We start from the raw sequence: 16,847 nt of genomic DNA, 5'->3' as shown, positions 1-16,847 counted from the left end.
TCAGACGGGGGAGGGCGGACCGAGCGGGTCCTGGACGAGGACCGCTCGTGCGGCGTCGATCCCCGAGGCCTCCAGCGTCCATTCCGGCCGCACCAGGGTCTCCGGTGTGACGCGGAACCGCAGCTCCTCGACCGACATACCGTCCGGACCGACGATCCGGTGCGTCCCGTTCGGCCGGTAGCCGAGGGCCTCCGAGACCCGGATCGAGCGGGTGTTCCAGGCGAGAGCGGCGCTCTCGGCGACCTCGGCTCCGAAGTGGTCGAAGGCGAGGAGGAGCACGGCGGCGCGCATCTCCCGCCCGAGGCCGCGGCCCTGCGCCGAGCGGGTGAGCCACGAGCCCGAGGTCAGGGTGCGGGTGGCGGCGAAGGACTCGGCGACCACGTCCTGGCAGCCGACGACCCGGCCGTCCTCGACCACGGCGAACGCGACGCGCCACGACTCCCGCGTCGTCTGCGCGCGCTGCGACCAGTGGAAGCGGGCGAGCTCGCCGGGCAGGCGCTCCGCCGGCGCCTCGGCCCAGGGGGAGGGGAACGGCGAGCGGCCGCTCTCGTGCACGCCCGCGAGGGCTGCCTCGGCGAGAGGGCCGAGGTCGGCGTCGCGGACCGGATGCAGCTCGAGCCGCGGCGTGCGCAGCTCCAGCGAGAACAGGGGCCAGGGGTCGGTGCTCATCCGACGACGCTAGCGAGCGGAGGCGCGCACCGCGCGACCAGGCGGGTACCGGTGGTGGGACTCGAACCCACAAGCCCTCTCGGACAGAGCATTTTGAGTGCCCCGCGTCTGCCATTCCGCCACACCGGCTCATCACCAGCCCGTCGAGAATACCGTAGGCTCATCGGCGTGACTGACCAGGAACCCTCGTCGACCGCACCCCGTCGGGTCGTCGTCGCCGAAGACGAATCCCTCATCCGCCTCGACATCGTGGAGATCCTCCGCGACAACGGCTTCGAGGTCGTCGGCGAGGCCGGCGACGGCGAGACCGCTGTGGCCCTCGCCACCGAGCTGCGCCCCGATCTCGTCATCATGGACGTCAAGATGCCCCAGCTCGACGGCATCTCGGCGGCCGAGCGCCTCTCGAAGGCGCACATCGCGCCCGTCGTCCTGCTCACCGCCTTCAGCCAGAAGGAGCTCGTCGAGCGCGCCAGCGAGGCCGGAGCGCTCGCCTACGTCGTGAAGCCCTTCACGCCCAACGACCTGCTGCCCGCGATCGAGATCGCCCTCTCGCGGTACGCCCAGATCCTCACCCTCGAGGCCGAGGTCGCCGACATGGTCGAGCGCTTCGAGACCCGCAAGCTCGTCGACCGCGCCAAGGGCCTGCTCAACGAGAAGATGGGGCTCACCGAGCCCGAGGCGTTCCGCTGGATCCAGAAGGCCTCCATGGACCGCCGGCTCACCATGCACGACGTCGCGCAGGCGATCATCGAGCAGCTGAGCACGAAGAAGGCCTAGCGCGAGGCCGGGCCCGAGGGCCCACGGCCTCAGGGCCAGAGGCGGGTGCGCTCCCACGGGGAGCCGCCCGCCTCCGTCGTTCCCGGGCGGTACTCGAGACGGGTGTGATCCTGCTCCGGCGCGGTCGAGCCCTGCCAGAACTCGATGCGCTCGGGCACGACGCGGTAGACGGCCCACTCCCGGTCGAGCGTCGCGGGCGAGCAGCCCACGGCGACGCTGGTCTGGAGCGTGACGAGGCCGAAGTCCTGCGCGCTGCGCATCGGCTCGCTCTGGCGTCCGACGAGCAGGGCGGTGCGAGCGGCCTCGGAGCGGCGGCGGAAGTCGTCGGCCGACTCCTGCGCGGAGGCGCGCTCGACCCGGCCCTCGACCCGGACCTGACGGCCCTGGACCGGCCAGAAGAAGGTCAGCGCGGCGTGCGGGTTCTCCTCCATGGCGCGTCCCTTGGGGCTGGTGGCATGGGTGGAGAACGCCCAGCCCGCCTCGTCGATCTCGCGCAGCACGAGCACGCGCGCCGAGACGGTGCCGTCGTCGGAGGCGGTGGAGAGCGTGGCGCCGTGGGGGAGGAGCTGGCCCGCGTCCTTCGCCTCCTCGAGCCACTGCGCGAACAGCTCGAGAGGATCGGCCGGAGCCGCCTCCGCATCGAACGAGGGCAGCTCGGAGGGCATGGACGGGAGGCTCTTGAGGAGATGGCGAAGGCTCATCCGCTCAGTGTCGCCCTTCGGGCACCACCGGGCACAGTCGCGCGCCGTCGCTTGACAGTGCCGCTCGCCGCGGTGCCGGGTCCCCGAGCGTCGCGGCCGACCGGTCGATCTCGTGTCGCTCGCAGGCGCGGGCGGTCCCGACGGCGGTCGCGGTCCTGGGCGCGGTCCTCGCGCACCGCTCCCGCGAGGGGGACCCGTCCGCTCCCGTCAGCGGGCGTCGCGGATGATGTTGGTGATCCGCACGGTGGAGAGGCGGCGCCCCTCCTGGTCGCACACGACGATCTCGTGGGTGGTGAGGGTGGAGCCCAGGTGGATCGCGTCGCAGGTGGCGATCACGAAGCCCGAGTGGACCGACCGGCTGTGGCTCGCGTTCAGCTCGATGCCCATCGCCAGGCGGCCCGCGCCGGCGTGCACGTTCGCCGCGATCGAGCCCATCGACTCGGCGAGCACGACGTGCGCGCCGCCGTGCAGGATGCCGACCGGCTGCCGGTTGCCCTCGACGGGCATCGAGGCCACCGAGTGCTGCGGGGTGAGCTCGTGCCAGAGGATCCCCATCCGCTCGGCGAGCTCGCCCATGCCGCGGCCGATCCCGGCGACCAGGTCGAGCGCGGGCGGGCGGATCCAGGCGGTCGTGGTGGGGGTCGGCTCGGTCACGTCGCTCCTCGCGCTGGAGCCTCGGAGCGGCCCTGACCGGCGGGCGCGAGCGGGCCGATCCGGTGTCGGAGGCGCTGTGTAGTCTGGCCCTGTGTCAGATCCGGAACAGCCTACCCTCCTGCTCGTCGACGGCCATTCCCTGGCGTTCCGGGCGTTCTACGCGCTCCCGGTCGACAGCTTCCAGACCCGCGAGGGCCAGCACACGAACGCCATCCACGGCTTCCTCTCGATGCTGATCCTGCTGCTGAAGAACGAGAAGCCGACCCACCTCGGCGTCGCGTTCGACATCTCCCGCTACTCGTTCCGCACCCGCGAGTACCCGGAGTACAAGGGCACCCGCGGCGAGACGCCGCCCGAGTTCAAGGGCCAGGTCCCCCTCCTCGAGGAGGCGCTGCACGCCATGAACATCCGGACCGTGTCGAAGGAGGACTTCGAGGCCGACGACATCCTCGCGACGCTCGCGCGCCAGGGGGCCGAGGCCGGCTTCCGCGTGCTGGTCGTCTCGGGCGACCGCGACACCATCCAGCTGGTGACCCCGGACGTGACCCTGCTCTACCCCTCCACCCAGGGCGTCTCGCAGCTCACCCGCTACGACCGCGACAAGGTGTTCGAGAAGTACGGCGTCGAGCCGCACCAGTACCCCGAGATCGCCGCCCTCGTCGGCGAGACGAGCGACAACCTGCCCGGCGTCGACAAGGTCGGCCCCAAGACGGCCGCGAAGTGGGTCAACCAGTACGGAACGGTCGCCGACATCATCGCCCACGCCGACGAGATCAAGGGCGTGGTCGGCGAGAAGCTGCGCGAGCAGAAGGAGAACGCGCTCCGCAACCGCCGCCTCAACCGGCTGGTGACGGACGTCGAGCTCCCCCTCGGCCCGCACGATCTGACGCGCCGTCCGATCGATCCCGACGCGGTCCGCGAGATCTTCAGCCGCCTCGAGTTCAAGACCCTGCAGGAGCGGGTCCTCACGATCGCCGCGGAGGAGGGCGTCGACGGCGCTGCCGCGGCCCTGGCGGGCGACGTGGTCACGACCTCCGCACCCGCCGTCCGCACCCTGGTCGACGAGGAGCTCGCGCACTGGCTCGACCGCGTGTCGGCGAAGGGCACCGCGCCCGTCGCCGTGCAGGTCCTGCTCGGAGCCGGCGGGCTCGAGGGTGTGGGTCTCGCGGTCGAGAAGGAGACGGCGTTCGTCCCGTGGGCCGCCGAGCGGCCCGACTACACCGCGCTCGAGCAGTGGCTGGCCGGGCCCGCCCCCAAGTACTTCGCCGACGCGAAGCCCCAGATCAAGGCGCTGCGGAGGGCCGGACTCCCCGTCGCGGGGCTCGCGTTCGACACCCGCGTCGCCTCCTGGCTGGTGCAGCCCACCGGGCACCCGGCCACGCTCGCGGCGCAGGTCGCGCAGCACCTCGACGAGGCCATGGCGCAGGGCGACCCGAACCAGCTGGTCCCCACCGTCGAGCCGATGGGGCCCGCCACCGAGGCCTGGTACGCGTACCGGCTCGTCGCTCCGCTGCGCGAGCGGCTGGGCGAGGGGATGCTCTCGGTGCTCGTCGACATCGAGCTGCCGATCGTCCAGGTCCTCGCGACGATGGAGCTCACCGGCGTCGCGATCGACGCGGACGTGCTGGCGCGCCTCCGCGCCGAGCTGACCGTCTCGGCCGCCGACCTCGCGAGCCGCGCGTTCGCCGAGATCGGCCACGAGATGAACCTCGGCTCGCCCAAGCAGCTGCAGCAGGTCCTCTTCGAGGAGCTCGACATGCCGCGCACCCGGGCCACGAAGACGGGCTACACCACCGACGCCTCCGCCCTCGCAGACCTGCAGGAGTCCCACCCGCACCCGTTCCTCGGGCTGCTCCTCGAGCACCGCGACGCGACCAAGCTCAAGCAGATCATCGAGACGCTCGAGAAGTCGGTCACCGCCGACGGCCGGATCCACACCAGCTACGACCAGACCGGCACGGCCACCGGCCGGATCTCCTCCAACGACCCGAACCTGCAGAACATCCCCGTCCGCAGCGAGGTGGGCCGCCGCATCCGCACCGCCTTCGTCCACGGAGCGGACGCGAGCACCCTCCTCACCGCCGACTACTCGCAGATCGAGATGCGGATCATGGCGCACCTCTCCGGGGACGCCGGGCTGATCGAGGCCTTCCACTCCGGCGAGGACCTGCACCGCTTCGTCGGATCGCGGATCTTCGGCGTCGATCCGGGCGACGTCACCTCGGCCATGCGCAACAAGGTCAAGGCGATGTCGTACGGCCTCGCCTACGGCCTGAGCGCCTTCGGCCTGTCGAAGCAGCTGCGCATCTCGAGCGCCGAGGCGAAGCAGCTGATGACCGACTACTTCGTCCGCTTCGGCGCGGTGCGCGACTACCTCCGCAGCGTCGTCGAGCAGGCCCGCGAGACCGGCTACACCGAGACGATCTTCGGTCGCCGGCGTCCCTTCCCCGACCTGCAGAGCGCGAACCGCGTCCTCCGCGACAACGCCGAGCGGGCGGCGCTCAACTCGCCGATCCAGGGCTCGGCCGCCGACATCATGAAGCGGGCGATGATCGGCGTGCAGGCCGACCTCGACGAGCAGGGGCTCGGCTCGCGGATGCTCCTCCAGGTGCACGACGAGCTCATCTTCGACGTCGCCCCCGGCGAGGAGGAGCCGCTCGAGGCCATCGTCCGCGGCCGGATGGCGGGAGCCGCCGACCTGAGCGTCCCGCTCGAGGTGCAGGTGGGCCACGGGTCCGACTGGGACGTCGCCGCGCACTGAGCCGGCCGCAGCGCACTGAGCCGGCCGCAGCGCCTGGCTAGGCTCGGAGGCATGAGCACCGACACCCCCCGCGAGCCCACCGCCGTCGACGCCGTCGCCGAGCGCTGGGTCGACACGCTCGTCGACCTCGACCCCACCCTCGGCACCGCGATCGGACGCAGCGGCGCGAACGGCCGTCTGGGCGACTACTCGCCGGCCGGTCTCGAGCAGGCCCGGGCGGCGACCGCCTCGGCCCTCGCCGAGCTCGAGGCCGCCGACCCCGTGGACGACGTCGACCGCGTCACGGCCGCCGACCTCGGCGCCGAGCTCCGGCTCTCCTTGGAGGGGCACGACGCCGGTCTGCCGCTGCGGGACCTCAACGTGATCGCGTCCCCGGCGCAGGAGCTGCGCGACGTCTTCGACCTGATGCCGACGGACGAGGTCGCCGACTGGGAGGCGGTCGCCGAGCGGCTGCTGGCCGTGCCGGCCGCCCTCGAGGGCTACGCGGAGACCCTGCGCGAGGGGATCCGCACCGGCGTGGTCCCCGCCCGCCGCCAGGTCGAGCTCGTCGCCGAGCAGGCGCGGAAGATCGCCGCTCCCCGCGGGTTCTTCGCCGAGCTGGCCGCGGAGGCCGCTCCCGCCGCCGGATCCCTGCCCGCGTCGCTCGCTCAGCGACTGGAGGACGGCGCCCGCCGCGCCTCGGCCGCCTACGGGTCGCTCGCGCAGTTCCTCCGGGGCGAGCTCGCCCCCGCCGCGACCGAGCAGGACGCCGTCGGCCGGGAGCTGTACGCGCTGCACTCCCGCCGCTTCCTCGGCGCTGTCGTCGACCTCGACGAGACCTACGAGTGGGGGATCGAGGAGCTGGCCCGCATGACGTCCGAGCAGGAGGCGATCGCGCGCGAGATCCTGCCCGGCGCCTCCGTCGCCGAGGCGATCGCCCACCTCGAGGCGGACCCGGCCCGCACTCTGCACGGCGTCGACGCTCTGCAGGCCTGGATGCAGGAGACGAGCGACCGCTCCGTCCGCGAGCTCGCCGGCACCGCCTTCGACATCCCGGAGGAGGTGCGCCGCCTCGAGTGCAGGATCGCGCCGACCCAGGAGGGCGGCATCTACTACACCGGTCCGAGCGACGACTTCTCGCGCCCGGGGCGGATGTGGTGGTCGGTCCCGGCCGGAGTCACCGAGTTCGCCACCTGGCGGGAGCTGACCACGGTCTACCACGAGGGCGTCCCGGGCCATCACCTGCAGATCGGCCAGGCCGTCCACAACCGCGCCCGCCTCAACACCTGGCGCCGTCAGCTCGCCGGGACCTCCGGCCACGCCGAGGGCTGGGCGCTCTACGCGGAGCGGTTGATGGAGCGCTTCGGCTACCTCGACGACCCGGCCGACCGCCTGGGCATGCTCGACGGCCAGCGGATGCGCGCGGCGCGCGTCGTGCTGGACATCGGCGTGCACCTCCAGAAGCCGATGCCGGGCTCCGGCACCGTCTGGACCGCCGAGTCGGCCCTCGACTTCATGCGGGCCAACGTGAACATGGACGACGCGTTCGTGCGCTTCGAGGTGAACCGGTACCTCGGCTGGCCGGGGCAGGCTCCGTCCTACAAGATCGGGCAGCGGATCTGGGAGCAGCTGCGCGACGAGGCGGAGGCGCGCGAGGGCGCCGCGTTCTCGCTCGCGGCCTTCCACCGGAGGGCGCTCGACCTCGGCGGCGTCGGTCTCGACACCCTCCGCTCCTCCCTCGCCGGCTGACTCCGGAACCCGCGCCTGGACGGGCGCGGCGAGATTGCCGTGCGCCTCCCGGGGCGTCTAAGCTGGGGTGTCACATCTGTGGCGCCGCCGTGCCCGCGGCGCGCGAGGAAGGCCGGTCCTCCGGCCGGCCGAGCGCGGCTCCCGGGCCGGAGGCACATCCCTCACCACCGCAGTGGTCACCACTCCGCCGAGCCGCGAGGCCCGCGGGCGGCCGCCGCCCGAGACCCATCCATCCTGGAGCATCCCTTAATGACAACCGCAACGACCGACAAGGCAACCAAGCAGGTCGCGATCAACGACATCGGGTCTGCTGAAGACTTTCTTGCCGCGGTCGAAAAGACTCTGAAGTTCTTCAACGACGGAGACCTCATCGAAGGCACCGTCGTGAAGATCGACCGCGACGAGGTCCTCCTCGACGTCGGCTACAAGACCGAGGGCGTCATCCCCTCGCGCGAGCTCTCCATCAAGCACGACGTCGACCCCTCCGAGGTCGTCAACGTGGGCGACAGCGTCGAGGCCCTCGTCCTCCAGAAGGAGGACAAGGAGGGTCGCCTGATCCTGTCCAAGAAGCGTGCGCAGTACGAGCGCGCGTGGGGCGACGTCGAGAAGATCAAGGAGTCGGACGGCGTCGTCACCGGCTCGGTCATCGAGGTCGTCAAGGGCGGTCTCATCGTCGACATCGGCCTCCGCGGCTTCCTCCCGGCCTCGCTCATCGAGCTGCGCCGCGTCCGCGACCTCACGCCGTACCTCGGCCAGGAGATCGAGGCGAAGATCCTCGAGCTCGACAAGAACCGCAACAACGTGGTCCTGTCGCGTCGCGCGCTCCTCGAGCAGACCCAGTCCGAGAGCCGCACCACGTTCCTGAACAACCTGCACAAGGGTCAGGTCCGCAAGGGCGTCGTGTCGTCGATCGTCAACTTCGGCGCGTTCGTCGACCTCGGCGGCGTCGACGGTCTCGTCCACGTCTCCGAGCTCTCCTGGAAGCACATCGAGCACGCCTCCGAGGTCGTCGAGGTGGGCCAGGAGGTCACCGTCGAGATCCTCGAGGTCGACCTCGACCGCGAGCGCGTGTCGCTCTCGCTCAAGGCGACCCAGGAGGACCCGTGGCAGGTCTTCGCCCGCACCCACGCGATCGGACAGGTCGCGCCGGGCAAGGTCACGAAGCTGGTCCCGTTCGGTGCCTTCGTCCGCGTCGCGGACGGCATCGAGGGCCTCGTCCACATCTCCGAGCTGTCGGGCAAGCACGTCGAGCTCGCCGAGCAGGTCGTGTCGGTCGGCGAAGAGGTGTTCGTCAAGGTCATCGACATCGACCTCGACCGTCGCCGCATCTCCCTCTCGCTCAAGCAGGCGAACGAGAACGTCGACCCCGAGGGCACCGAGTTCGACCCGGCGCTCTACGGCATGGCCACGGAGTACGACGACCAGGGGAACTACAAGTACCCCGAGGGCTTCGACCCCGAGACCAACGAGTGGCGCGAGGGCTTCGAGTCGCAGCGCGAGGCCTGGGAGCTGGAGTACGCCGCTGCTCAGGCGCGCTGGGAGGCCCACAAGGCCCAGGTCGCCAAGTCGCAGGAGGAGGCGGCCACCGTCTCCGAGGGCGTCTCGGTCGGCGCCGGCTTCACCAGCGAGTCGACCACCGGCGGCACCCTCGCCGACGACGAGTCGCTCGCCGCGCTCCGCGAGAAGCTGTCCTCGAACAACTGATCGCGAGCACATCGCATCGAACGGCCGGTCCCCTCGGGGGCCGGCCGTTCGGCGTTCCGGGAGACGGCGCTGGGTAGGGTGGCCGGGTGCATCTCGTCGCCCTCACCGGAGGCATCGCCTCGGGCAAGTCCACCGTCGCCCGCCGTCTCGCCGAGCACGGAGCGGTGGTGGTCGACGCCGACGTCCTCGCGCGCGAGGTCGTCGAGCCGGGGGAGCCGGCGCTGGCGGCGATCGCCGAGCGCTTCGGCCCGTCCGTGATCCGCGCGGACGGCGCGCTCGACCGTCCGGCGCTCGGCGCGATCGTCTTCTCGGACGCGGCGGCCCGCGCCGACCTCAATGCGATCACCCATCCGGCGGTGACGCTCCGCTCGCAGCGGCTGTTCGCGGAGGCCGCCGAGGCGGACCCGGACGCGGTGGTCGTCTACGACGTCCCCCTCCTGGCCGAGGGCCGTGGAGCGGGGGAGTTCGACGAGGTGGTCGTCGTACACGCGCCGCAGCACCTCCGCATCGAGCGTCTCGTCGCCCTCCGCGGACTGACCGAGGAGGAGGCACGTGCGCGGGTCTCGTCGCAGGCGAGCGACGAGGAGCGCCTCGCCCTCGCCGACGTCGTGATCGACTCCTCCGGCACGCTGGAGGAGACGCTCGCTCGGACCGACGCGCTGTGGGAGCGGCTCGCCCGCTGACGGTCCCTCCCCGACACCCGCCCTCGTGACCGAACGGCCCGGCCGGAGAGCGCACCCCCGTTCGCCGCCAGCGCACGCGCCGTCCGGTGTCGGTTGTCGCGGCTACGCTTCGAACCATGGAGCCAACCCGTGCCGTGCACCCGTTCGAGGTCATCAGCGAGTACAAGCCGAGCGGTGACCAGCCCGGCGCGATCGCCGATCTGAGCGCCCGCATCAACGCCGGCGAGACCGATGTCGTCCTGCTGGGCGCCACCGGGACCGGCAAGTCCGCGACCACGGCCTGGCTCGTCGAGGCCGTGCAGCGCCCCACGCTCGTGCTCGCGCACAACAAGACCCTCGCCGCGCAGCTCGCCAACGAGTTCCGCGAGCTGTTCCCCAACAACGCCGTCGAGTACTTCGTCTCGTACTACGACTACTACCAGCCCGAGGCCTACGTCCCGCAGACCGACACCTTCATCGAGAAGGACAGCTCGGTCAACGCCGAGGTCGAGCGGCTGCGCCACTCCACCACGAACTCGCTCCTGAGCCGCCGCGACGTGATCGTGGTGTCGACCGTCTCCTGCATCTACGGCCTCGGCCAGCCCGAGCAGTACCTCGAGGCGATGGTGGCGCTCCAGGTCGGCCAGCGGGTCGACCGGGACCGCCTCATCCGCAAGTTCGTGTCGATGCAGTACGCGCGCAACGACGTCGACTTCGCCCGCGGCACCTTCCGGGTGCGGGGCGACACGATCGAGATCATCCCGATGTACGAGGAGCTCGCGATCCGGATCGAGATGTTCGGCGACGAGATCGAGGCGCTCTACACGCTCCACCCGCTCACCGGCGACATCGTCCGGAAGCTCGACTCCGTGTCGGTCTTCCCCGGCTCGCACTACGTCGCCAGCCAGGACGTCATGCACCGTGCGATCGACACCATCCAGCAGGAGCTCGAGGTGCGCCTGGCCGACCTCGAGAAGCAGAACAAGCTCCTCGAGGCGCAGCGCCTGCGGATGCGCACGACCTTCGATCTCGAGATGATGCAGCAGATCGGATTCTGCTCCGGCATCGAGAACTACTCCCGCCACATCGACGGCCGCGAGTCGGGCGAGGCCCCGCACTGCCTGCTCGACTACTTCCCGGACGACTTCCTCGTCGTGATCGACGAGTCGCACGTGACGGTGCCGCAGATCGGTGCGATGTACGAGGGCGACGCCTCCCGCAAGCGCACGCTGGTCGAGCACGGCTTCCGCCTGCCCTCGGCGATGGACAACCGGCCCCTGAAGTGGGAGGAGTTCAAGTCTCGCGTCGGCCAGACCGTCTACCTCTCGGCGACTCCGGGCCGCTACGAGATGGGCATCGCCGACGGCATCGTCGAGCAGATCATCCGCCCGACCGGCCTGATCGATCCCGAGATCGTCGTCAAGCCGACGAAGGGCCAGATCGACGACCTGCTCGAGGAGATCAAGCGCCGCACCGAGCGCGACGAGCGCGTGCTCGTCACGACGCTGACGAAGCGCATGGCCGAGGAGCTCACCGACTTCCTCACGGAGGCCGGCGTCCGGGTCCGCTACCTGCACTCCGACGTCGACACCCTGAGGCGCGTCGAGCTCCTCTCGGAGCTGCGAGCGGGCGTGTACGACGTCCTGGTCGGCATCAACCTGCTGCGCGAGGGGCTCGACCTGCCCGAGGTCTCGCTCGTGGCGATCCTCGACGCCGACAAGGAGGGCTTCCTCCGCTCGTCCACGTCGCTCATCCAGACGATCGGCCGTGCGGCGCGCAACGTCTCGGGCGAGGTCCACATGTACGCCGACAAGGTGACGGACTCGATGCGGCTCGCGATCGACGAGACCGACCGCCGACGCGAGAAGCAGGTCGCCTACAACCTCGACCACGGCATCGACCCGACGCCGCTGCGGAAGAAGATCGCCGACATCACCGACGCCCTCGCCCGCGAGGGGGCCGACACCGCCAAGCTGCTCGCCGGGCGCGACGCCAAGAAGAAGAGCCCGACGCCGAACCTGCGCCGTCAGGGTCTCGCCGCGAACGGCGGCAACGACCTCGAGGCGATCATCTCCGACCTCAACGGGCAGATGCTCCAGGCGGCGGGCGAGCTCAAGTTCGAGCTCGCGGCCCGGCTGCGGGACGAGGTCCAGGAGCTCAAGCGCGAGCTCCGCCAGATGGAGAAGGCCGGGCACCTGTCCTGATCGGGGGCGCTGATCCGCAAGGGGAGGGGCCCGCGGATCAGCGCCCAGCGAACGCCACGGGCGATGTCGGTGGCTCCGCATACACTTTCGGAGTGTCGATCCTGAACGCCGTTACGGACCCCTCCTCCACCCCCTCTCCCTCCTTCCACCGCTTCGTCTCCTCGCTCGACGAGTCGTCCTCGAAGCTGGTGGTGAGCGGCGCGCGGGTGCACAACCTGCAGAACGTCGACCTCGAGATCCCGCGCGACTCGATGGTGGTGTTCACCGGTCTCTCGGGCTCGGGCAAGTCCTCCCTGGCCTTCGACACGATCTTCGCGGAGGGCCAGCGGCGCTACGTCGAGTCCCTCTCCGCGTACGCCCGCCAGTTCCTCGGGCAGGTGGACCGGCCGGACGTCGACTTCATCGAGGGCCTCAGCCCCGCGGTCTCGATCGACCAGAAGTCGACGAACCGCAACCCGCGCTCCACCGTCGGCACGATCACCGAGATCTTCGACTACATGCGTCTGCTGTGGGCGCGCATCGGCGTCCCGCACTGCCCCATCTGCAGCGAGCGGATCTCCGCGCAGACCGTGCAGCAGATCGCCGACCAGCTGATGGAGCTCGAGACCGGTACCCGCTACCAGATCCTCAGCCCCGTCGTCTCCCAGAAGAAGGGCGAGTTCGTCGACCTCTTCAAGGAGCTGACCGCGGGCGGCTACTCCCGCGCCATGGTGGACGGGAAGCTCGTCCAGCTGAGCGAGCCGCCGGTGCTCAAGAAGCAGTACAAGCACGACATCTCCGTCGTGGTCGACCGGCTCGTGGCCGGCCCCGACATCCTCGGGCGCCTCACCGACTCGCTCGAGACGGCCCTGCGGCTCACCGACGGCATCGTGCAGATCAACTACGTCGACGGCGAGGGCGACGGCGCCTGGACCACCTACTCCGAGAAGCTGTCCTGCCCCAACAACCACCCGATCTCGCTGACCGAGATCGAGCCGCGGACCTTCTCCTTCAACGCGCCCTTCGGCGCCTGCCCGGAGTGCTCGGGCCTCGGCACGCGCATGTCGGTCGACGACGAGCTGCTGCTCGGCGACCCCGACCTGAGCATCGCCGAGGGCGTCATCATCCCCTGGACCACCCAGGGCAAGGGCTTGTTCCAGTACTACGAGAAGCTGCTCGACGGCCTCTCCCGCGACCTCGGCTTCACGCTCACCACCCCGTGGAAGCGCCTCAGCACCGAGGTGCAGCAGGCCGTCCTCCACGGCGACAACTTCGAGGTCAAGGTCAAGTGGAAGAACCGCTACGGCCGCGAGATGAGCTACACCTCGGGCTTCGAGGGCGTCGTGCCCTACATCGAGCGCCAGTTCGTCCAGGCCGAGACCGACGTCCAGCGCACCCGCTGGTCCGAGTTCCTCCGCGAGGTGCCCTGCCCCGTGTGCAAGGGCTCCCGCCTGAAGCCGGAGGTGCTCGCCGTGCTCGTGCACGGGGCGAGCATCGCGGACGTGGCCGACCTCAGCCTCGGCGACGCCCAGGACTTCATGAGCCGGCTCGAGCTGACCGACCGCGAGGCGCACATCGCCGCGCAGGTGCTGCGCGAGATCCGCGCGCGCATCGACTTCCTCATCGAGGTCGGGCTCAACTACCTCAACCTCTCGCGCGCCGCCGCCTCCCTGTCGGGCGGCGAGGCGCAGCGCATCCGCCTGGCGACCCAGATCGGCTCCGGGCTGACCGGCGTGCTCTACGTGCTCGACGAGCCGAGCATCGGCCTGCACCAGCGCGACAACCGCCGCCTGATCGACACCCTCATCAAGCTGCGCGACCTGGGCAACACGCTGATCGTGGTCGAGCACGACGAGGACACCATCCGCACCGCCGACTGGATCGTCGACATCGGCCCGGGCGCCGGGGTCAACGGCGGCAAGGTCGTGCACTCCGGCTCCTACGAGTCGCTGCTCGAGAACACCCACTCGCTCACCGGCGACTACGTCTCGGGCCGCAAGGCGATCGAGGTCCCGAAGAAGCGGCGGAAGATCGACCGCAAGCGGATGATCAAGGTCGTCGGGGCGAACGCCAACAACCTCCGCAAGGTCGACGCGGAGTTCCCGCTCGGCACGTTCGTCGCGGTCACCGGGGTCTCCGGCTCCGGCAAGAGCACCCTCGTGAACGACATCCTCTACCGCGTGCTCGCCAACCAGCTCAACGGCGCCCGCAAGGTGCCGGGCAAGCACACGCGCGTCACCGGCCTCGAGAACCTCGACAAGGTCGTGCACGTCGACCAGAATCCGATCGGCCGCACGCCGCGCTCGAACCCCGCCACCTACACGGGCGTGTTCGACCGCATCCGCAACCTCTTCGCCGAGACCACCGAGGCGAAGGCGCGGGGGTACCTGCCCGGCCGCTTCAGCTTCAACGTCAAGGGCGGCCGCTGCGAGGCCTGCTCGGGCGACGGCACCATCAAGATCGAGATGAACTTCCTGCCCGACGTCTACGTCGCGTGCGAGGTCTGCGGGGGAGCGCGCTACAACCGCGACACCCTGACCGTGCACTACAAGGGCAAGAACATCGCCGAGGTGCTCGACATGCCGATCGCCGAGGCGGCCGACTTCTTCGAGCCCATCACGGCGATCCACCGCTTCCTCCGCACGCTGGTGGAGGTGGGCCTCGGCTACGTCCGCCTCGGGCAGAGCGCGACCACGCTCTCCGGCGGCGAGGCGCAGCGCGTCAAGCTGGCGACCGAGCTCCAGCGCCGCTCCAACGGCCGCAGCGTCTACGTGCTCGACGAGCCGACGACGGGCCTGCACTTCGAGGACGTCCGCAAGCTCCTCCTCGTCCTCAACGGCCTGGTCGACAAGGGCAACACGGTGATCACCATCGAGCACAACCTCGACGTCATCAAGTCGGCCGACTGGCTGATCGACATGGGTCCCGAGGGCGGCGCCGGCGGCGGACAGGTGGTCGCGGTGGGCACCCCCGAGCACGTGGCGAAGGTCGAGGGCAGCCACACCGGCATGTTCCTCGCCGAGATCCTCGGCTGACGCGAGCGAGAGGCATGGCGCAGACAGTCGACTTCCGGCCGAAGCCGGGTGAGATCCCGACCCTCCCGGGCGTGTACCGCTTCACGGACGCCCGGGGGCGGGTGCTCTACGTGGGCAAGGCCAAGAACCTCCGCGCGCGGCTGAGCAACTACTTCGCCCCGCTGCCGAGCCTGCACGAGCGCACCCGGCGGATGGTCACCTCGGCCTCCGGCGTCGAATGGACCGTCGTCGGCACCGACGTCGAGGCCCTGCAGCTCGAGTTCACCTGGATCAACGAGTTCGATCCACCCTTCAACGTCAAGTTCCGCGACGACAAGTCCTACCCCTACATGGCGGTGACGCTCGGCGACGAGGCCCCGCGGGTGATGGTCACGCGGAACGCCAAGATCAGGAAGGCCCGCTACTTCGGGCCCTACCCCAAGATCTGGGCGATCCACGAGACGATCGACCTGATGATCAAGGCGTTCCCGATCAGGACCTGCAACGACTCCAACTACAAGCGCGCCATGCAGAGCGGCAAGCCCTGCTTCGCGTCGCAGATCGGCCGCTGCGGCGGGCCCTGCTCCCACCGCGTCACCTTCGCCGAGCACCGCGAGATGGTCGACCGCTTCGTCGCCTTCATGGGCAGCCACGACCGCCGGATGATCGGCGAGCTCGAGAAGGAGATGCGCGAGGCCGCGGCGGCGATGGAGTACGAGCGCGCGGGGAAGCTGCGCGATCAGGCCGCCGCCCTCGACGCGGTCCTCGCCAAGAGCGCGGTCGTGCTCAAGGACAACGTGGACGTCGACCTCTACGCGATCGTCCACGACGAGCTCGCCGCCTCCGTGCAGCAGTTCCGGGTCCGCGGCGGGCGCATCCGCGGCGAGCGGGGCTGGGTCGTCGACAAGGAGCTCGACATGAGCACGGCGGAGCTCGTCGACACGGCCCTCCAGGCCGCCTACGAGACCGGCGACGTCCCGCCCCGGGAGGTCGTCGTGCCGGAGCTGCCCGAGGACACCGAGGCGCTCGAGGAGTGGCTGAGCGGACTGCGCGGCACGAACGTGCGCCTCCGAGCGGCCCAGCGCGGAGACAAGGCCGCCCTCCTCGAGACGGCGACGCAGAACGCGAAGCACTCGCTGATGCTCTACAAGACCCGCCGCTCCGCCGACTTCACCGCTCGGACGCAGGCTCTGGAGGACATCCGCGACGCCCTCGGCATGAGCGAGGCGCCGCTCCGGATGGAGTGCTACGACGTCTCCCACCTCAGCGGCACCAACATCGTCGCCTCGATGGTGGTCTTCGAGGACGGGCTCGCGCGGAAGGACCAGTACCGGCGGTTCTCCATCGCGGAGTCGACGGACGACACCGAGTCGCTGTACCAGGTGCTCACCCGCCGCCTCGCCTACCTCCGCGAGCCGGTCGAGCCCGCGGCGGTCGACCCCGAGACCGGCGAGGCCAAGCGGCGCAAGTTCTCGTACCCCCCGCAGCTGCTGATCGTCGACGGCGGCCAGCCGCAGGTCGCGGCGGCGCAGCGCGCGCTCGACGAGTCCGGGGTGACCGGCATCACCCTCTGCGGGATCGCCAAGCGCCTCGAGGAGATCTGGCTGCCGGACTCCGACTTCCCCGTCATCCTGCCGCGCAACAGCGATGCGCTCTTCCTCTTCCAGCGCATCCGCGACGAGGCGCACCGCTTCGCGATCACCCACCAGAGGACGCGTCGCAAGCGCGACATCTCGTCGCAGCTGGCCGAGGTGCCCGGGCTCGGAGGCACGCGAGTCCGCGACCTGCTGAAGCACTTCGGATCCGTCGCCCGGCTCCGCGAGGCGGGCGAGGCCGAGATCGCCGAGGTCAAGGGGATCGGCCCGACGCTGGCGGGCGCGATCCACGCGCACCTGCATCCGGACGGGTCCGCCGTCGGGGGCACGCCCTAGGCTGGAGGCCCGCGCTCCGGGGGAGAGCGGCCGGTGCCCGGCACCGAGGACACGAGCAGACAC

General features: G+C 70.6%; 11 protein-coding genes and 1 tRNA gene. 8 read left to right on the top strand and 4 right to left on the bottom strand.

Annotation, left to right across the window (positions count from 1 at the left end):
- On the bottom strand, positions 1-669 hold the full coding sequence (locus C5C63_RS02195) for a GNAT family N-acetyltransferase (protein ID WP_104325420.1): 669 nt from the start codon (positions 667-669) through the stop codon (positions 1-3).
- Positions 670-715: 46 nt separating this feature from the next.
- Positions 716-798 (bottom strand) — tRNA-Leu (locus C5C63_RS02190).
- Positions 799-837: 39 nt separating this feature from the next.
- Here C5C63_RS02190 and C5C63_RS02185 point away from each other — a divergent pair.
- Positions 838-1,446: an ANTAR domain-containing response regulator gene (locus C5C63_RS02185; RefSeq protein WP_104221889.1), complete on the top strand. Its 609-nt coding sequence runs from the start codon at positions 838-840 to the stop codon at positions 1,444-1,446.
- 29 nt (positions 1,447-1,475) lie between these two features.
- Here the strand turns inward: C5C63_RS02185 and C5C63_RS02180 are convergent, their stop codons facing one another.
- Positions 1,476-2,147 (bottom strand): pyridoxal 5'-phosphate synthase, encoded by a 672-nt coding sequence (locus tag C5C63_RS02180; protein ID WP_104232645.1) that lies wholly within the window; start codon positions 2,145-2,147, stop codon positions 1,476-1,478.
- Positions 2,148-2,354: 207 nt separating this feature from the next.
- The gene (locus C5C63_RS02175) at positions 2,355-2,801 is read right to left on the bottom strand and encodes a PaaI family thioesterase (RefSeq protein WP_374954090.1); all 447 of its coding nucleotides are present in this window, start codon (positions 2,799-2,801) and stop codon (positions 2,355-2,357) included.
- Positions 2,802-2,892: 91 nt separating this feature from the next.
- On the opposite strand from C5C63_RS02175, the gene polA reads away from it, so the two are divergent.
- From polA to uvrC, 7 genes are all read left to right on the top strand, one after another.
- Entirely contained in the window at positions 2,893-5,562 is a 2,670-nt protein-coding gene (gene polA, locus C5C63_RS02170) for a DNA polymerase I (RefSeq protein WP_104325419.1), read from the top strand.
- A gap of 51 nt (positions 5,563-5,613) precedes the next feature.
- Positions 5,614-7,290 (top strand): DUF885 domain-containing protein, encoded by a 1,677-nt coding sequence (locus C5C63_RS02165; protein ID WP_104232643.1) that lies wholly within the window; start codon positions 5,614-5,616, stop codon positions 7,288-7,290.
- A 249-nt stretch (positions 7,291-7,539) separates the two neighbouring features.
- Positions 7,540-8,994 (top strand): 30S ribosomal protein S1, encoded by a 1,455-nt coding sequence (rpsA, locus tag C5C63_RS02160; RefSeq protein WP_104225298.1) that lies wholly within the window; start codon positions 7,540-7,542, stop codon positions 8,992-8,994.
- Positions 8,995-9,080: 86 nt separating this feature from the next.
- Positions 9,081-9,677, top strand: a complete 597-nt coding sequence (coaE, locus tag C5C63_RS02155; protein WP_104325418.1) for a dephospho-CoA kinase — start codon at positions 9,081-9,083, stop codon at positions 9,675-9,677.
- Between the two features lie 116 nt (positions 9,678-9,793).
- Entirely contained in the window at positions 9,794-11,860 is a 2,067-nt protein-coding gene (uvrB, locus tag C5C63_RS02150) for an excinuclease ABC subunit UvrB (protein WP_104221901.1), read from the top strand.
- 188 nt (positions 11,861-12,048) lie between these two features.
- Positions 12,049-14,874, top strand: coding sequence for an excinuclease ABC subunit UvrA (gene uvrA / locus C5C63_RS02145; RefSeq protein ID WP_244229661.1), 2,826 nt, complete (start codon positions 12,049-12,051; stop codon positions 14,872-14,874).
- A 14-nt stretch (positions 14,875-14,888) separates the two neighbouring features.
- Positions 14,889-16,784: an excinuclease ABC subunit UvrC gene (uvrC, locus tag C5C63_RS02140; RefSeq protein WP_104232640.1), complete on the top strand. Its 1,896-nt coding sequence runs from the start codon at positions 14,889-14,891 to the stop codon at positions 16,782-16,784.
- Positions 16,785-16,847: the final 63 nt, after the last annotated feature.

Origin of the sequence: Rathayibacter sp. AY1B8, from assembly GCF_002932775.1 — a bacterium.
Taxonomy (GTDB): domain Bacteria; phylum Actinomycetota; class Actinomycetes; order Actinomycetales; family Microbacteriaceae; genus Rathayibacter.
This window is presented reverse-complemented; position numbering and strand designations above follow the sequence as displayed.

Excerpts from the sequence above, each read along its gene's own strand:
- C5C63_RS02195 (WP_104325420.1), bottom strand. The coding sequence starts at position 669 with ATGAGCACCGACCCCTGGCCCCTGTTCTCGCTGGAGCTGCGCACGCCG.
- C5C63_RS02180 (WP_104232645.1), bottom strand. The coding sequence starts at position 2,147 with ATGAGCCTTCGCCATCTCCTCAAGAGCCTCCCGTCCATGCCCTCCGAG.
- C5C63_RS02165 (WP_104232643.1), top strand. The coding sequence starts at position 5,614 with ATGAGCACCGACACCCCCCGCGAGCCCACCGCCGTCGACGCCGTCGCC.
- rpsA (WP_104225298.1), top strand. The coding sequence starts at position 7,540 with ATGACAACCGCAACGACCGACAAGGCAACCAAGCAGGTCGCGATCAAC.
- uvrB (WP_104221901.1), top strand. The coding sequence starts at position 9,794 with ATGGAGCCAACCCGTGCCGTGCACCCGTTCGAGGTCATCAGCGAGTAC.
- uvrC (WP_104232640.1), top strand. The coding sequence starts at position 14,889 with ATGGCGCAGACAGTCGACTTCCGGCCGAAGCCGGGTGAGATCCCGACC.